This window comes from Agrobacterium sp. Azo12 (genome assembly GCF_029193765.2).
Classification (GTDB): domain Bacteria; phylum Pseudomonadota; class Alphaproteobacteria; order Rhizobiales; family Rhizobiaceae; genus Agrobacterium.
Genome location: NZ_JARFYO020000002.1, coordinates 336,007 through 351,092, shown reverse-complemented (window position 1 = coordinate 351,092; position 15,086 = coordinate 336,007). Strand labels below are relative to the sequence as shown.

Genomic DNA, 15,086 nt, shown 5'->3' with positions numbered 1-15,086 from the left:
ATTTTGGGAGAGCGTGAGGCGAATATCAGCAATTCCAAAAATTGAGGAACGATCAGCTTTGCTGATTGTTATGGCGGAGTAAATCACGCCATAGGAGGATTAAATGGCTACTGAAAAAACACTTGATGATCTTTTCCTCGATACACTCAAGGACATCTACTACGCCGAGAGGCAAATTCTAAAGGCGTTGCCAAAAATGGCACGCGCTGCTCAATCTGAAGAGGGTAAGGCTGGTTTCTTGCGGCACCGCGAAGAGACTGAAGGGCAGATCGAACGCCTCCAGCAGGTTTTTGAAATTTTTGGCAAAGCAGCGAGAGGAAAGACCTGCGAAGCTATCCAAGGTATCATCGCTGAAGGCGAAGAAATCATGGAAGATTACAAAGCATCCCCCGCCCTCCATGCCGGTTTGATCTCGTCGGCACGAGCCGTAGAACACTACGAAATTGCACGGTACGGAACTCTTATCGCCTGGGCAAAACAGTTGGGTTTAAAGGATGCAATTCCGCTCCTTGAACAGAACCTCGCGGAAGAGATCGCAACAGATAAAAAGCTCACAAAGCTGGGGGAAACCTCGGCAAATGCCAAGGGCAGCAAAGCTGCGTAAAAAACCAAGCTGACTGCGAACTCCCGCAGTCAGCTTTTTTGCGCTAGTGGAGAAAAAGATGCCGACCTATATTTTCCGCACCATAGATCAGAACAGCCCAACCCCAGTCGAAATACGACATGATTTTCCCGACGATGACGCCGCGAGGCTTGAAGCGAAGACAGCACTTGGGGAGATGGCGCAGGACGGCTTGCCAATTAACGATCTCCACCGACTGGCAATCATGGTTCTTGATGAAGCCGGCGCTTTTATTGTCGAATATCGCCTCGTTCTGGAAGAAACCAGCGGGACTAGAAACAATCCAAACTTCCGGGTGTCAACGTCATTCAATCCAGAAATTTTCCCTGCTCGTTGATTCCACTTTTCAACAAGTATGACTTGGACTAATTTTCTTCTTGCAAAAAAAGGGGAGCGCTGAAGGCTATTGTTCCACATACGCTCCCTGTTGGATTGGGAGAGGGCCTATGGTCTCGCGTCTTATTCAAAGCGAAGCACCGGCATTCGACATTCGAGAAACCCTCAAGAAGAGAGCACGGTTCTACACACCTTCTCCTGAGGAGCAAACCAGGATTGTTGAGAAAACAATTCTCCTCGCTGGCACGGACCCTGATCTTATTTTTGAAGCAACAATTGAGAAAGCGGTTTTCAGCTTGTTGCAGAAGGTGGCGCGTCACGAGCTTGATGCTGAGATCGAAAGAAAATCGGCCAGATTAAAACAAACAAGATCAACAAAGGTGAATGGGAGTGATACTCTTATGAAACCAACTCTGGTGGAGTTTGCAGAGCAAATAGACGTGGAGGAATTGGAGCTTCTGACAGATTTAGTGATGCTCTGGTGCCAGAGACACGACCGCAATCCCGAAGAGCTGCTACCGAAATGCGGGATCATATTGCAACGCTATCGCTCCGGTGAATACAACGCTGAACAGTTGTTTCGCGGCCTTTGAAAGTTACGCTCTGTTCGGGCGAAGGATCGTGACCCGCAGGGGCGAAAACCCTTTAGGGGTTCCGTGGAGCGTAGCGGAATAGAGCCTGGTTGCGCAGCGGCGCCGCGAAATTCATCTATCCCCGCAGCCGCTTGGCTCACTCATACCGAATTTCAGAGAAAGATTTTCCCCAAAGAATTTTCGTGCCGACTGGGCGAGGCGTTTGACAAATGTGGACATCAAGGCCGTGATTTCTCCAATCGAATGTCGTCACCGTCGATGTCCGTTTCATTCCTCCAACCAAGGTGGCGATAGAAACCTGCCGCCCGGGTTGTTTTGCTTGTTTCGAGCCATGCAACGTGGTGATACTGGAATAGGGCGTCTTCAGCGGCGTGGACTAGCTTTTTGCCCAGCCCCTTCCCCTCGTAGGATGGCAGGACGAACGCGGCAAAAAGTGATCCTTCATCGAGATCAATCATCGAAAATCCAACGACTTTTTCCGCGTCAACGGCCACCCACGCACACCGAGAGCTCAAGATCATCTCCGTGATTGATGCTTTCGTTATCCCCATCTCGGAAAGCTGCGCGACTGTCAAAAAGTTTTCAGTGACCGAGGTTCTAACTTGAAAGATGCCCTCAACGTCGGATGGCTCTGCTGGTCTAATTAAAAATTGCATACTGTACTCCTAACACGCGGGCAGTATCAGAGAGCCACGGCAAGATAAACCCTGATCAAAGGGACACAGCGAAGGGGCGAATTTTATCATATGCAAGAAGGTTGCCCAGAGGCGGTCGAGCGGCGAAATCAGCTCAAACACCGATCAAATGAACGTCGGTACAACTGCTTACCGTGTCATTTCGCCCCTTACCGGAACCGACCCCAACACCACGGCTAACCAATCATGAGGGTATACCATTCACATATTTGAATATCCAATAGTGGATATCCACAAGCCAGAATATCAGGCATAGCATCCTGACTAGCGGCCCAAAGCCAGATCTTGAATTTCGTAGCCTTTCCAGATCCGCGAGGGCGTTGTCAACATCCACTTTGGTCAAACTCGCATCAACTGCGAAGCCCGCGCCACCTACAAGACCCTCCTGGATGCAACGCCGACTGTCGTTTCTTTCGTCAATGCGAAACCATCTATGTTCGACTATCGCCGCGATAGAAGTGTTAATGCTGATGAAAGATAACGGGCTGCCAGCTCGTTTCCGGTTGTTTTTGCTAAACTATGTGCGGAACGACAGTGAGCCTCAAGTGCATCGTCTCCAAACATCACGCCGGGAAGGGACTTGTCCATCACCGCTCCGGTGAAATACGACGGAACGCCCGTATCATCCCGATTACAGCGGCCAAATGCCACGAGTTCTCGAGAAACTCCATCAGACAAACGAATGCGATACGCACTTGACGTTGTCTCTCCAGAGACGATTGCCTCATGTATACGTTTTGCCATCGCCGGTCGGTCATGTTCAACTATTTTGCTCAATATTTGCTCGACCGAGACGCCTTTTCTCAAGTCGATTTCGGGAAGTTCATAGAGAGTTGCAAAAATTGCGTCACCGAAAAGAATATTATCAGGGACGGACCACGTAAAGAAACCCATTGACTCGCATACGCCTCCCACAAATGCATTGTTGTCACCTGCAATATTCATAATTCCTCCGCTTTTGATCCTTCATAAGGCGTTGCTATTGAAGTTCAACCAAATTAAGAAATTTGAGATGGAAGAAGTTCCGTAGAATTTGTGCTTAGTCATCGGGGCTTTGATCGTCCACAGCAATCGGGCCTGTTAGTGCTTCCCGAATACTATCGGCTTGCCACTGCTCGACCAAGAACATCAAGAGGCAAATCATGTATTCCAACAAGTCAAAAGCACGCCTGCTGACGAATTTATCTAATGCGGTCCGTCTGGGGATACTGGAAATTGTCTCGGAAAGAGAAACTTCGGTGAACGAGCTAGCGGAGAGATTGGAGATGAGCCAGTCGGCTATTTCGCAACATCTAGCTCGATTGCGCGAAGGTGGGCTCGTGACAACCCGGCGTGATGCTCAAACGGTTTACTACCGCTGCACAAACCCAGGCGTGCAGCGCGTTTTGCACATGCTGAATGAAATTTTCAGTGCCGAGTTTGATGCAGCAAATGGCTTGACCCTTGCAGAGCATCCCCCGGTCGCAGGCTGAAGAGCTGTTGGCTACGGGACGGCGCCGAAGACTGCATCCCAGCTTGACTGGCGAACCATCGGATGAGGAAAGCTGCATCCAAACGCATCCAGTAGTCTGCGCCGCAACGCCACCCTCAGAGCAAAGGCAGACAGGCCGCACGCCGTCTGCGTAAACGGACGGAAGCGCAAGCATGAGCGCGTCATTGCCCGCAACGGTGCTGGATCTGACGCTGTACATATTGGATGAAGGTTCAGTGTTGCGCGTGGCAATGACTCCGTTTGAGGCAAAAAATTCAGATGAGACCTGGGCGATGCAGCGCAAATTGCAAAAACGCTGTCAGTGCGAAGTTCTTATCCACTCCTTAGAGATTTAGAAGGATGTGCCGATGGGCGGAGATCCTAGCCTGAAGGAGAGCTCGATACCGTCGAGTTTCGCGTGTGATCCGCCAGTTCGCCGACCTTTGTGGCAGTGTTGAAAGAGGAGCGTTTCTCAATCAGTTGGCAAGCTTTGATAAGCTGAACCTGTTCTTGGGCCGTCATGCACTGTTTCATGGCCTGCCGCAACCATTCCTCCCGCGCCGCGCGGCTGTTTTTGAGAACCGTTCGGCCTTGCTTGGATAGGCTGATCCAAGTCTTCCGTCTATCCCCGTCATCTGGAGTGAGACCCGACCGTTAGAGATTGCTTAGGAGTGTGGCCCTCAACACAGCGAACCCATCATTTTGAAAGCGGATCCAAAAATTGAATCGTTCTTTATGAGACGGGCCGATGCCCGCCTCTCGTTCCAATTCCCCGATATTGGTCATGTGCGCTCACTCGTTCATTCGTTCGCCGATAACCCAAAGGGCTTTGTTGAGCTTTATATCTTGGTCGATGCCGTTAACGGCGCGGGACTCAACACGGCGCGGCCTTCCCAGATCGTCACGGCCTTGACCACGCAAACCACGGATGGTGTTTTCCTGCACGACGCTCCATGTGGTCCAGAGATCATTTGATCTGTCATCGGTGCGGCGAATACCAAGCATCTTTTGCGGTTGGATTGGCGTGTCAACATTTCCATCGGCATCGCCAAAACGCAGGACGTGTGCAGCCTCGGCCAGTGCAAGCTGCTCATCACGAATATGTGTCGACCAATCCTGTGGAGCAACCAGCGTGCCCTCCACTTCATTCAAAACTTATACTTCCTTCCATGACCTTATCTCAGACGTTGCCAGAGTGGCGAACCTTGATGGCGTCAATGGTGCCGGTGTGTGTGACGAGGCTATTCAGGCAACGAATACGGAAAAGACCTACCAACAACCCATAAGCGGACGTTCCATCATTGGCATTCTTCAGAAGGATTTCGCAAACGGTATCGCCAACATTGTAGACCTTGCCATCATCAACGCAGCGCATGCGAATAAGGTGCTTCGTAAAGTGTGCCTTGCCCGGCGTGCGGCTGGCCGACTGCTTGACACCCACAGGCACAAAACCCTCATCTTTTAGACCGCGCAAAACTTCGATTGTAGGAATTGGCATGAAGCGTTCGGAACGGCTTTCGTGCGCGCTGTTCTTTAGAGAGCACTACCGCTTAACATAAGCAGCTCTCTACTCTTCCGGTCTTTAATCGCCAGACGCTCTTTTCAATTGTGGGAGGCTGTTTACAGTCACGGTCCTTCCATTGTCGAGCTGAATAATACCGCTAGCTCTCAACTTCGTAATGTTACGACTGACCGTCTCCACCGTCAGCCCAAGAAAGTCCGCGATTTCAGTTCGCGTGAGTGGAAGGTCACATTGATAACCAATCCCTGAAGTGGGAGGTGCCTTCATGACAAACATCAAAATGAGGCTAGCGACTTTTTCAAGAGCGGTCTTGCGGCCGACAGACAACATCCAATGCCTTGCCTGATCGAGCTCATCTAAAGCTTGTTTATACATCGCATCTTCCACTTTGGGATTACGTCCCAGTATGTCAGTGAGCAATGCGTTCGGAATCGCGCATAATTCGCTGTCGGTGGCAGCTTGAGCTGTCACTTGGCTGATCCTTGCGGGCAAGAGGGCAGACGAAAACTGCAGCCCAACAATTTGTTGGCGACCATCCGATAGTCCCTTTGACAGATGGACCACGCCTTTCACAATATTCTTGGCACGCACATTGTCGCCTGCAAAGAAGATCGGCGCGCCTGCCTTGAACGTTCGCCGGATCGTTCTCCTCCCGACCTCACGCAATTCTTCAAACGACATGACAGCGCAAATTCCGGTATATCTGATGTGACATGTCAGACATTTCGCAGCTATCTCGACGGGTTCGGTTGCTAGCTTGGTCAAAACGCTTTCCACCAATCGTTTCGTTGACCGATAACACACAATCTGACTGACAATTGTCAATTGTGAGAAAGGATCCATGCAATTTATGGAGGTTGTCTGGCGCAACGAAGCGGTGGTGGTTCGGGTGACGTGCTGCGACTGTCGCGTTGTGTTAAACGGGTCGTCGCATGTGAATAAGGATAAATTTGAGGACGTGACGGAATGGGTTTGCCCCTTTCGGTTTTAAGCTCCTTGTACCCACTGAACAATACCATTCGGGTCTGCGTCTAGCCGTTCGGCCAGCCCACCAGAAAATGACAAAAACGCATCGAGATTAAGACCGTTGACGCCGATGACCACGGGTTTGTCGTTTTCCATGGCTTCGACGATCAGCGGTACGAAACCACGGCCTTCGGCTTCGTGTTTGCCGAACTTATTGACGACAAGCACTGTGGCACCATCTGAGTGTGCAGCAGCCTCTGCTGTTGCTGCTTCGAGAGCTGCGCTATCCAAACGGCAGCCGGTTGAAAGTTCGCCCAAGTCCTGGCTGATACGAAGAACAGGTCCATCGGGCAATATTTTCAGATCCATATCGCATTTGCTGCGATTGGCCCCTTTATATGGCGCATGGATGGCGCCGGATGGCTTGATGCCGGCTTCTTCGAACAGCTTGACCACTTGTGACAGGCACAGGTCCATCTCTTCACCGTCGGTCATGTTGACGTATCCAAGCGGCATGTTTTTTCCTCATATGCTGTTTCTTCGCACTGGAAACTCAGTGAACAGATTGGTGTGCATCTGCCATGGCACGTTTAAGGTCGTCAATTGCGGAAGCAGACGGCAGTTGTTCGCCCTGAAGTTCAGGTGGCATTTTCCAACCGGGATCAATACCTTCCATGCTGGGAAGTTCATGAGCGATACCCTTGTGGCAATCGATGCATGTCGCCTTGCCAGGGAGCAAAAACCTGGAATGGATGTCAGCCGCACGTTGTGTCTGCTTGGTGAAATCCATAGCAACTGATGCGTGGCAATTGCGGCATTCAAGGCTGTCATTGGCTTTTAGACGAGCCCACTCGTGCTGGGCAAGTTCAAGACGATGGTCGAGAAACTTCTTGCGGGTATTGATGGTGCCAAAGATTTTGCCCCACACTTCCTTGGAAGCCTGCATTTTGCGGGCAATCTTGTGGGTCCATTCATGTGGTACGTGACAGTCAGGGCACGATGCCCTCACGCCTGAACGATTGGAGAAGTGCACCGTTCGGGTCAGTTCCTCGTAAACATTGTCCTTCATCTCGTGGCAGGAGATGCAGAATGCCTCCTTATTGGTCATTTCCAGCGCAGTATTGAACGCACCCCAGAACATGACCCCGCCAACAAAACCGCCAAGCGTCAGGAACGCCAGGCTGAGTGTCGCTGCCGGTGTTGAAAGCACGGTCCATACCCAGAGCAGCAGCTTTTTGACACGGGAAAACATCATTCGCTTCCTGCTTTTTTGACACCCATCTCGCTCATGTCCTGGAAGGTATTTGGCACGAGTGGGCGCGTGTCCGCCTGAGGCACGTGGCACGCTGTGCAGAAATAACGGCGCGGTGAAACGTCAGCCAGCATCTGGCCTTCGCGCGTCATGTAGTGGGTGACGCTGATCATCGGCGCACCGGCATCCTGAGAGAATTCACGCTTGTGACAGGACAAACAGCGGTTCGCGTTCACTGACAGCTGGTAGCCGTCGATTGAGTGCGGAATGACCGGGGGCTGTTCGGGATAAGCGCGCATCCGTCTCAGGTCGTCAATGATCCACTTTGGAAGCGGCTTGGCCGCTTCCGTCCGCATTGGATCGCCACTAGGACCTGAAAGTTCGGGCACCATCTGGGCAAAAGCGCCTGTTGCAATGAGCGCAATGGTACTGGCGGCGACAATCCAGCCGCGTCTCGCAACTATGCGACGGGTTCTAGTTTGACTGCGCATTTTTTGTAATCCGTTTGTTTGGAAATGGGATCGGTTGCATCCAACGTCACCTTGTTGATGAGCTGGCTGGCATCGAACCACGGCACAAAGATCACGCCGGGCGGCATGCGGTTACGGCCACGCGTTTCAACGCGGGAGCGTATTTCACCCCGCCGTGAGATGATGCGTATTTCTGAGCCCTGATTGAAACCACGTTTGCGCGCATCCTCTGCATTCATGAAACAGCGTGCACCCGGGAACGCCTTGTAAAGTTCCGGGACGCGCATGGTCATGGAGCCAGAATGCCAGTGTTCAAGCACACGGCCGGTGACCAGCCATGTGTCGAATTCGTCATCAGGGGATTCCGCTGGTGGCTCGTAGGGCACGGCAATGATCGCCGCCCTGCCGTCCTTGTTGCCGTAGAATTTCACGCCTTCGCCCGGCTTCACATAGGGGTCGTATCCCTCGCGGTACCGCCAAAGGGTTTCCTTGCCATCGACAACCGGCCAGCGCATGCCGCGCACTTCATGATAAGCGTCGTAAGGCGCCAGATCATGTCCGTGACCACGGCCAAAAGCGGCATATTCCTCGAACAGGCCCTTCTGCAGGTAGAAGCCGAAGTGTTTGGCCTCCTGATTTTCATATTCACTGCTGACTTCGCTCAGCGGGAATTTGCCGACATCGCTGTCCTTAAACAGGACGTCGTACAATGTCTTGCCGCGGTATTCCGGGTTGGCATCCAGAATGTCGGCGGGCCAGAGCTCATCCGTTGTGAAGCGTTTTGAAAACTCGACCAGTTGCCAAAGATCCGACCGCGCTTCGCCGGCTGCCTGTACCAACTGGTGCCAGACATGGGTGCGGCGTTCGGCATTGCCGTAGGCGCCTTCTTTTTCCACCCACATGGCCGCCGGCAGAATAAGGTCGGCACTCATTGCGGTGATCGTAGCATAGGCATCCGAAACAACGATGAAATTCTCTGGATTGCGATAACCGAGATAGGTCTCGTTGCTGGTGTTGGGGCCAGCCTGAACGTTGTTGTTGACCTGAACCCAGTAAAAATTCAGCTTGCCATCATGAAGCATGCGGTCCTGCTGAACGGCATGGTAGCCGGGTTTTTCAGGAATGATGCCATGCGGTACCTTCCATATTTCCTCGGCATGTTTCCGGTGTTCGGGATTGGTCACGGTCATATCGGCTGGCAGACGGTGAGCAAATGTGCCAACTTCGCGAGCTGTACCGCAGGCCGAAGGCTGACCAGTCAACGAAAACGGGCTGTTGCCCGGTTCGGAGATTTTACCGGTTAGCAGATGAATGTTGTAGACCATCTGGTTTGCCCAGACGCCACGCACGTGCTGATTAAAGCCCATGGTCCACAGCGACATGACCTTGCGGTTCGGGTCGGCATAAAGCTCCGCCAGTTCTTCTAGAAAGCTTGCTTCGACGCCGGTCATCTTCACCGCTTTTTCCAGAGTATATTCGGCAACGAAGGCTTTGAATGTCTCGAAGTCGATTGCTTCCGTCTTGGCAGGATCGGCAGAGTTGGCAGCGTTTATCTCCTGTGGGTCATCAGGGCGTCTGCCATAACCAATGTCAGTCACACCTCGGACGAATTTGGTGTGGTTCTTGACGAAGTCCTCGTTGACGCGACCTGTCTGGATGATGTGGTTGGCGATGTAGTTAAGGATCACCAGATCGGTGCCCGGCTTGAACACCATTGGGATGTCGGCCAGGTCCATACTGCGGTGGGTAAAGGTCGACAGCACAGCAACCCGAACATGTTCGTGGCCTAGACGACGGTCCGCGATGCGCGTCCAGAGAATGGGGTGCATTTCAGCCATGTTTGAACCCCAGAGCACAAAGGCGTCTGCGTGTTCGAAGTCGTCATAACAGCCCATCGGCTCGTCCATACCGAAAGTGCGCATGAAGGCGTAGGCGGCTGAAGCCATACAGTGGCGGGCATTCGGGTCGAGATTGTTCGATCGAAAGCCGGCACGCATCAATTTGGTTGCCGCATAACCTTCAAATATCGTCCACTGACCGGAACCAAACATGCCAACGGCGGTCGGTCCCTTTTCCTTCAGTACGCGCTTGCACTGCTCGGCCATCACATCGAAGGCTTCATCCCAACTGACCGGTTCGAACTCGCCGTCCTTGGCGTAAACGCCACCCTTCTTGCGTAGAAGAGGCGTTTGTAGACGGTCCTTGCCGTACATGATCTTGGACAGGAAGTAGCCCTTGATGCAGTTCAGGCCACGGTTGACTTCGGCCTGCATGTCGCCGTGTGTGGCAACGACCTTACCTTCCTTCACACCAACCATGACACCGCAACCGGTGCCACAAAACCGACAGGGTGCCTTGGACCATTTGATTTCCAGCGCACTAACGCCGCCAGACACAGGTTGCGCGGAGGCCGGCAATGCAATACCTGCCGTTGCGGCTGCAATGCCTGCGGCATGCGCCTTTATTACATCACGCCGCGTTAATTGGCTGCTCATCGCCGCTATTCTCCTCTGTGTCGACGTGTTCAAAAACCATGTTGGCCGAGATCACCCCGTCGAGTGTCGAAATATAAGTCAGCACACCGCCCATCATGCCGCTGCTGGTACCTTCGATGACGATGACAATCTTGCCGTTGCCCTCGCCATGAATTTCCACATTTTCCAATTTCTGCAAGGTCGCCACAACTGATTGCGTCATCTGCGGCAGCGTGGCGACGACAGCACTGGAAACGTGATATCGCTCTGTATTTTCAACCATATTGAACCTCGGCAGATCGTTCGTTGATCTCGATCACGTTGGCCGGACAAACGGACACACACGCACCGCATCCCGTGCACCGCGTCTCGTTCAGTTCGGGAATGAAGGGGCCACCAAGCCGTGGACGAAAACGGATGGCCTGCGTGGGACAAGCATCACGACAGGCCTGACAGTCCACTTTCTGAAATGCCAGACAGTCGTCACCGATCACCATGGCATGATCAAAATGTGCTGCCGGTTCGACCTTAAAAACCGGTTCCGGGCATGCGGCGGCACACTGACTGCAAAAGGTGCATTCACCTTTTGAAAAATCCAATGCAGGCAGCCGATCGACCATTGAAATGATCTTGGTAGGACAGTGTTCTACGCACTTTCCACAGCCGCTGCATGCGGTGAGATCACTCAAAGTGACCCCGGGAGGACAGATACGTTGCCTTGGGGGCTCAGTTCGGCCTCGCAGTAGGTCTCTTCTGGAAATGAGGTTTGACATCACCACAGCTCTCAGTGACCTGGAGGACCCGGAGGCCCGTAAATGATCTGGAATGCCCAGACGATGAAACCGTAGGCACCGACAAATCCCACAGCCAGGACCGGCCAGATACCGAAGGCAAGAATGGCAAAAGTGATCAATTCTCTCGCCCGGCTTGGCTTGGCTTGCTCGGCCTCGGCAGATACAATTTTAGGCATTGCCGTATTCCCTCTCAGATTCATGAGGGATTATAGCAGCATGATTTGCGTGCTCAAGTAGTTGATTTTATTAATTATTTGTCAAAAATGACAAAAATCAAAAGATAGGGTCCAAGCCATTGATTTTAAAATAGGCAAACGCCCTCAAAATCGGCGAGGAAAGATTGCCGCAGCCTCTTTTGACAGCAGTTCGACGGTCGTGATGTTTTAATACAGGACGTTTAACACAAAACGAATTATCGCGGGAAAATGCCGTTGCTAATACGAGATTCCACCTAATTGGCGGCAGGGTACACCCTATGGAAATCTGGAAATTGAGGCTGCACTTTCGAGTAAATTTGAAATCGGGGTCCGTTATGAACAGGGGGCGCTCGATACCGCCGCTTTTTATGCGAAGGCAACGGACTGCATCACTACCAGCCGCTGCGTGGCTGTGAAGACGTACTGCCTGACAACGGGGGCGTCCGCAAATGGTGCAATGCTGCCGTCAGCTTACAATTATTGACTACTGATCATTTTTTGGGTGGGTAGCGTCGTGGATTTGGCATCACGAATGCTCATTCTGTTTCTTTCGACGCCAATGTCGAGGCGACCGGAGATGGTTACCTGTCGACCATTGTCGTGTTGATTGGTAGCTCTAGATCGTGGTGCTGCGCTATGGATGTGCTTGCAATAGCTCATCTATAGTGGCAAATATGAGCTATAGAAACGGCGGCTATAACTCATGAAATGGAACTGGCAAAACACTGATTGGCCAAATTTCAAGTACGATTCCGCAAGCCTGGTGCCGCTAGAGCAGAGATTTTTGCAGTCCGCCGGCGAGGTTATCGGTGCTGTACGACATTTCAACGATGACGACAGCAATCAACTTCGCATTGAATTGCTAAGTGACGAAGCGGTCAAGACCTCAGAGATTGAGGGGGAATTTCTGGACCGCATGAGTGTCCAATCATCACTCCGTCGGCAGTTCGGACTGGACGCTGATGATAGACAGGTTCGCCCCCAAGAGCGGGGGATCGCCGAGATGATGGCGGACGTCTATCGAAGTTGGCATAGGCCACTGCATCGTAAGGGCCTGTTCTACTGGCATTCAATGCTGATGGCTGGGAATCGCTATATTGAAACGGTGGGTGCCTACCGTGAGCATGAAGACGCCATGCAGATCGTGTCAGGTCGATTGGATAAGCCGACAATCCACTTCGAGGCTCCTCCGTCTCGCCAGGTTCGTGCTGAGATGGAAACTTTCATCGCATGGTTCAATCAATCCGGACCAGATGGCCAAACGTCGCTTCAAGCGTTGACGCGTGCAGCAGTAGGCCATCTCTACTTTGAAAGCATACATCCATTTGAGGATGGCAACGGCCGAATTGGGCGTGCGCTCGCTGAGAAATCACTAGCGCAAAACATAGGGCAACCCAGTCTCATTTCACTCGCCTTCACAATCGAGAAGCGCCGGAAGGCCTACTACTGCGAGCTTGAGCGGCACCAGCGCACGCTCGATATCACCGACTGGATCATTTTCTTCTCAGAAACGATCCTGGATGCTCAACAGGCGACACTTGAGCGCATAGATTTCTTCATTCAGAAAGCAAAATTCTATGATCGTTTTCGAGGTCAGTTGAACGAGCGGCAGCAAAAGGTTGTCGCGCGCATCTTCAAGGAAGGCACAGCTTGCTTCAAGGGAGGGCTAAGTGCCGAAAACTACATTTCGATCACAGACACATCCCGCGCTACAGCAACACGCGACCTTCAGCAGCTCGTGGAGATCGGTGCGCTGACACGGACGGGCGAACGTCGGCATACCCGGTACTCGCTGTCATTGCAGAAATAAATCGTTGTCAGCCTCGTCAACTCCATCAACGCAATTATCTAGGTGACGGACTGTTTGATTCCGCTCAAGAGCTTTTAGAGTTCTCGATGGCAGCTCTTGGCCGGACGCCGTCATTGAACCTGACAACTGCGAGGGCTAAATTTGAGCTATGGGAAAACTGCACAAAGCAATTGCGCTCATTCAGACCACAATTGGCCTAATCCTTGTTGGTTGGCTTGGCTTTGAACTCGCAGGGCCGATTGGAATATTAGTTTTTACACCGCTTGGCGCTATGGTTGGATTAGTTTTGAGTATTCTCAACTGGCGACTACATTATTTCCTAAGATGACCATTCTTGGCGTAAAGCGGTCATTGGCTCGATATTATTGACTACTCATCTGGAGCGCGAAGCGAAAACACGACGTTCCGGACCAAGATTTAATCGCATTCCAAAAACACGGGTTCAGTTGCGTTCAAACCGAGTGTTGACGAGTGGACATTAATCGGTGACATCGGACAACCATGTGATGGATAACTCGAGAAACTGATGCGCCTGAAATCTCCTTGGAAGGCCCGCCTTAACGACGGTTATGGTAATCCCTCGACCCGCTTGCTGGAAGCGCTTTCAGAAGACATCTTGGCCGGAATATTGGCAGGTGGTGACCGGTTGCCGCCGCATCGTGAGCTTGCATGGACCCTGGGCCTTGGTGTTGGCACCGTGACCAAGGCTTATGCGGTGTTGGAACGGCGTGGTTTGGCAAGAAGCGTCAAGGGAAGGGGAACCTTTGTTGCAACATTGCAGTCTCAAAGCCAGGCAACCATCGACTTTTCCGTCAATACCATCCCGCCGATGTTGAGCGATCGATTGCTAGCGCGAACCTTGTCCACGGTCTCTCGCAAGATCGATACACAACATGTCCAACTAAGGCCGCCACTTGCCGGGCATGATGCGCACCGCAGAATCTTTGGAAAATGGCTTGAAAGCCTCGGGATATTTGTTGAGCCCAACCGGATCATCCTGACAGGAAGCGGCCAACAGGCGCTTTGGCTGGCATTTGACACCTTGTGCGGTGGCAGAGGCCTTATCATCACTGAGCGACTGAGTTATCCCGGTGCCTTAGCGCTCGCGCGCCACCGAGGGCATCCGATTGCAGGTGTGGGGATTGATGCAGAGGGCATGATCCCACAGGATTTGGCACGGGTACTGGACAACGAAAGCAATCAGGGACGGCGAAGGCTGGTTTACCTTACGCCTTCTCTCCATAATCCGACCACCGCAACGATGAGCCTTAGCCGCCGACGAGACATCATCGAGATTTGCCATCAGCGTGACGTGCCAATCGTAGAGGATGGCGTCTATACGATCGGGTCCGCTCATGACCATCCGCCTCTGGTTACATTGGCTCCAGAGTCCGTTTTCCACGTAACCAGCCTTTCTAAAACACTGACATCAGGTCTTCGGTTAGGCGTTCTGGTTCTGCCTGAAAAATGGGTCGCTTCAGCCGAGGAAGCTCTGCAGATCATTCCATTGGCGGCATCGCCACTGGACTATGCTTTACTTGAAGAATGGTTCAGCAGCGGGGTTGTTGAAGCCACGCGAACATCGCTTCGAGCTGAAGCCAGCCGCAGAGCACATCTTGCTGCTTCGCTGTTTTCTGACAGGAAGATCGTCACCAATCCTGCGGCGTTTCATGCATGGATACCAATGCCGCATACACAGGCGGAGGCATTTGTTTCGTCAGCCGAAATGATGGGTTTTATCGTCACGCCACCGGATGCAATGCGCGCGGACCCCCAGGATGAGTTCACGGGGATACGGCTTTGTCTCGGCGGTCCTTCTTTTGATGAATTATCGCGCGGCCTGTCAATACTGGCAAAATTCCAAAGCGGCCCTGTGTGAGGACA

The 15,086-nt window shown here is 52.3% G+C and carries 19 protein-coding genes; 7 read left to right on the top strand and 12 right to left on the bottom strand.

Translation table 11 applies throughout. The features are described from left to right. Positions 1-103: 103 nt before the first annotated feature. The 3 genes from PYL13_RS18165 to PYL13_RS18155 all read left to right on the top strand — a co-directional run bounded on the left by PYL13_RS18165 (position 104) and on the right by PYL13_RS18155 (position 1,551). Positions 104-604 (top strand): YciE/YciF ferroxidase family protein, encoded by a 501-nt coding sequence (locus PYL13_RS18165; protein WP_275643140.1) that lies wholly within the window; start codon positions 104-106, stop codon positions 602-604. 58 nt (positions 605-662) lie between these two features. Further along, positions 663-959 carry a DUF6894 family protein gene (locus PYL13_RS18160; RefSeq protein ID WP_275643139.1) on the top strand — a complete coding sequence of 99 codons (297 nt, stop codon included), beginning with the start codon at positions 663-665 and terminating at the stop codon, positions 957-959. 109 nt (positions 960-1,068) lie between these two features. Beyond that, complete coding sequence (locus PYL13_RS18155; RefSeq protein ID WP_275643138.1) at positions 1,069-1,551, top strand: hypothetical protein; 483 nt, start codon at positions 1,069-1,071, stop codon at positions 1,549-1,551. A gap of 218 nt (positions 1,552-1,769) precedes the next feature. On the opposite strand, the gene PYL13_RS18150 is transcribed toward PYL13_RS18155, so the two are convergent. Both PYL13_RS18150 and PYL13_RS18145 read right to left on the bottom strand, forming a co-directional pair. Continuing rightward, complete coding sequence (locus tag PYL13_RS18150; protein ID WP_275643137.1) at positions 1,770-2,207, bottom strand: GNAT family N-acetyltransferase; 438 nt, start codon at positions 2,205-2,207, stop codon at positions 1,770-1,772. A 480-nt stretch (positions 2,208-2,687) separates the two neighbouring features. Beyond that, the gene (locus PYL13_RS18145) at positions 2,688-3,191 is read right to left on the bottom strand and encodes a hypothetical protein (protein ID WP_275643136.1); all 504 of its coding nucleotides are present in this window, start codon (positions 3,189-3,191) and stop codon (positions 2,688-2,690) included. A 197-nt stretch (positions 3,192-3,388) separates the two neighbouring features. Here PYL13_RS18145 and PYL13_RS18140 point away from each other — a divergent pair, with 197 nt between their 5' ends. Both PYL13_RS18140 and PYL13_RS18135 read left to right on the top strand, forming a co-directional pair. Further along, the gene (locus tag PYL13_RS18140) at positions 3,389-3,718 is read left to right on the top strand and encodes an ArsR/SmtB family transcription factor (RefSeq protein ID WP_275643135.1); all 330 of its coding nucleotides are present in this window, start codon (positions 3,389-3,391) and stop codon (positions 3,716-3,718) included. Between the two features lie 172 nt (positions 3,719-3,890). Next, entirely contained in the window at positions 3,891-4,073 is a 183-nt protein-coding gene (locus tag PYL13_RS18135) for a hypothetical protein (RefSeq protein WP_275643133.1), read from the top strand. Positions 4,074-4,509: 436 nt separating this feature from the next. Here the strand turns inward: PYL13_RS18135 and PYL13_RS18130 are convergent, their stop codons facing one another. The 10 genes from PYL13_RS18130 to napE form a co-directional block, all read right to left on the bottom strand. Beyond that, positions 4,510-4,869 carry a hypothetical protein gene (locus PYL13_RS18130; RefSeq protein WP_441296674.1) on the bottom strand — a complete coding sequence of 120 codons (360 nt, stop codon included), beginning with the start codon at positions 4,867-4,869 and terminating at the stop codon, positions 4,510-4,512. A gap of 28 nt (positions 4,870-4,897) precedes the next feature. Then, a complete protein-coding gene (locus PYL13_RS18125) occupies positions 4,898-5,215 on the bottom strand; it encodes a DUF932 domain-containing protein (protein WP_275643132.1) in 318 nt (105 codons plus the stop codon). An 84-nt stretch (positions 5,216-5,299) separates the two neighbouring features. Then, on the bottom strand, positions 5,300-5,920 hold the full coding sequence (locus tag PYL13_RS18120; RefSeq protein ID WP_303299119.1) for a Crp/Fnr family transcriptional regulator: 621 nt from the start codon (positions 5,918-5,920) through the stop codon (positions 5,300-5,302). 306 nt (positions 5,921-6,226) lie between these two features. Beyond that, on the bottom strand, positions 6,227-6,721 hold the full coding sequence (locus PYL13_RS18115; protein ID WP_275643130.1) for a DUF2478 domain-containing protein: 495 nt from the start codon (positions 6,719-6,721) through the stop codon (positions 6,227-6,229). Positions 6,722-6,758: 37 nt separating this feature from the next. Then, positions 6,759-7,460, bottom strand: coding sequence for a NapC/NirT family cytochrome c (locus PYL13_RS18110; protein ID WP_275643129.1), 702 nt, complete (start codon positions 7,458-7,460; stop codon positions 6,759-6,761). Further along, complete coding sequence (locus tag PYL13_RS18105) at positions 7,457-7,948, bottom strand: nitrate reductase cytochrome c-type subunit (RefSeq protein WP_275643128.1); 492 nt, start codon at positions 7,946-7,948, stop codon at positions 7,457-7,459. Before PYL13_RS18105 ends, PYL13_RS18110 begins: the two co-directional genes overlap by 4 nt. Next, positions 7,918-10,422, bottom strand: a complete 2,505-nt coding sequence (napA, locus tag PYL13_RS18100; RefSeq protein WP_275643127.1) for a periplasmic nitrate reductase subunit alpha — start codon at positions 10,420-10,422, stop codon at positions 7,918-7,920. Before napA ends, PYL13_RS18105 begins: the two co-directional genes overlap by 31 nt. Beyond that, positions 10,397-10,684 carry a chaperone NapD gene (locus tag PYL13_RS18095; protein WP_275643126.1) on the bottom strand — a complete coding sequence of 96 codons (288 nt, stop codon included), beginning with the start codon at positions 10,682-10,684 and terminating at the stop codon, positions 10,397-10,399. Before PYL13_RS18095 ends, napA begins: the two co-directional genes overlap by 26 nt. After that, on the bottom strand, positions 10,677-11,174 hold the full coding sequence (locus tag PYL13_RS18090; RefSeq protein WP_275643125.1) for a ferredoxin-type protein NapF: 498 nt from the start codon (positions 11,172-11,174) through the stop codon (positions 10,677-10,679). The genes PYL13_RS18095 and PYL13_RS18090 overlap by 8 nt, the downstream gene beginning before the upstream one ends. An 11-nt stretch (positions 11,175-11,185) precedes the next feature. Continuing rightward, positions 11,186-11,371 carry a periplasmic nitrate reductase, NapE protein gene (gene napE, locus PYL13_RS18085; RefSeq protein ID WP_275643124.1) on the bottom strand — a complete coding sequence of 62 codons (186 nt, stop codon included), beginning with the start codon at positions 11,369-11,371 and terminating at the stop codon, positions 11,186-11,188. 724 nt (positions 11,372-12,095) lie between these two features. Between napE and PYL13_RS18080 the strand changes: the two genes are divergently transcribed. Together PYL13_RS18080 and PYL13_RS18075 are read left to right on the top strand one after the other, a co-directional pair. Continuing rightward, positions 12,096-13,202 (top strand): Fic family protein, encoded by a 1,107-nt coding sequence (locus tag PYL13_RS18080; RefSeq protein WP_275643123.1) that lies wholly within the window; start codon positions 12,096-12,098, stop codon positions 13,200-13,202. 526 nt (positions 13,203-13,728) lie between these two features. Next, on the top strand, positions 13,729-15,081 hold the full coding sequence (locus PYL13_RS18075; protein ID WP_275643122.1) for an aminotransferase-like domain-containing protein: 1,353 nt from the start codon (positions 13,729-13,731) through the stop codon (positions 15,079-15,081). Positions 15,082-15,086: the final 5 nt, after the last annotated feature.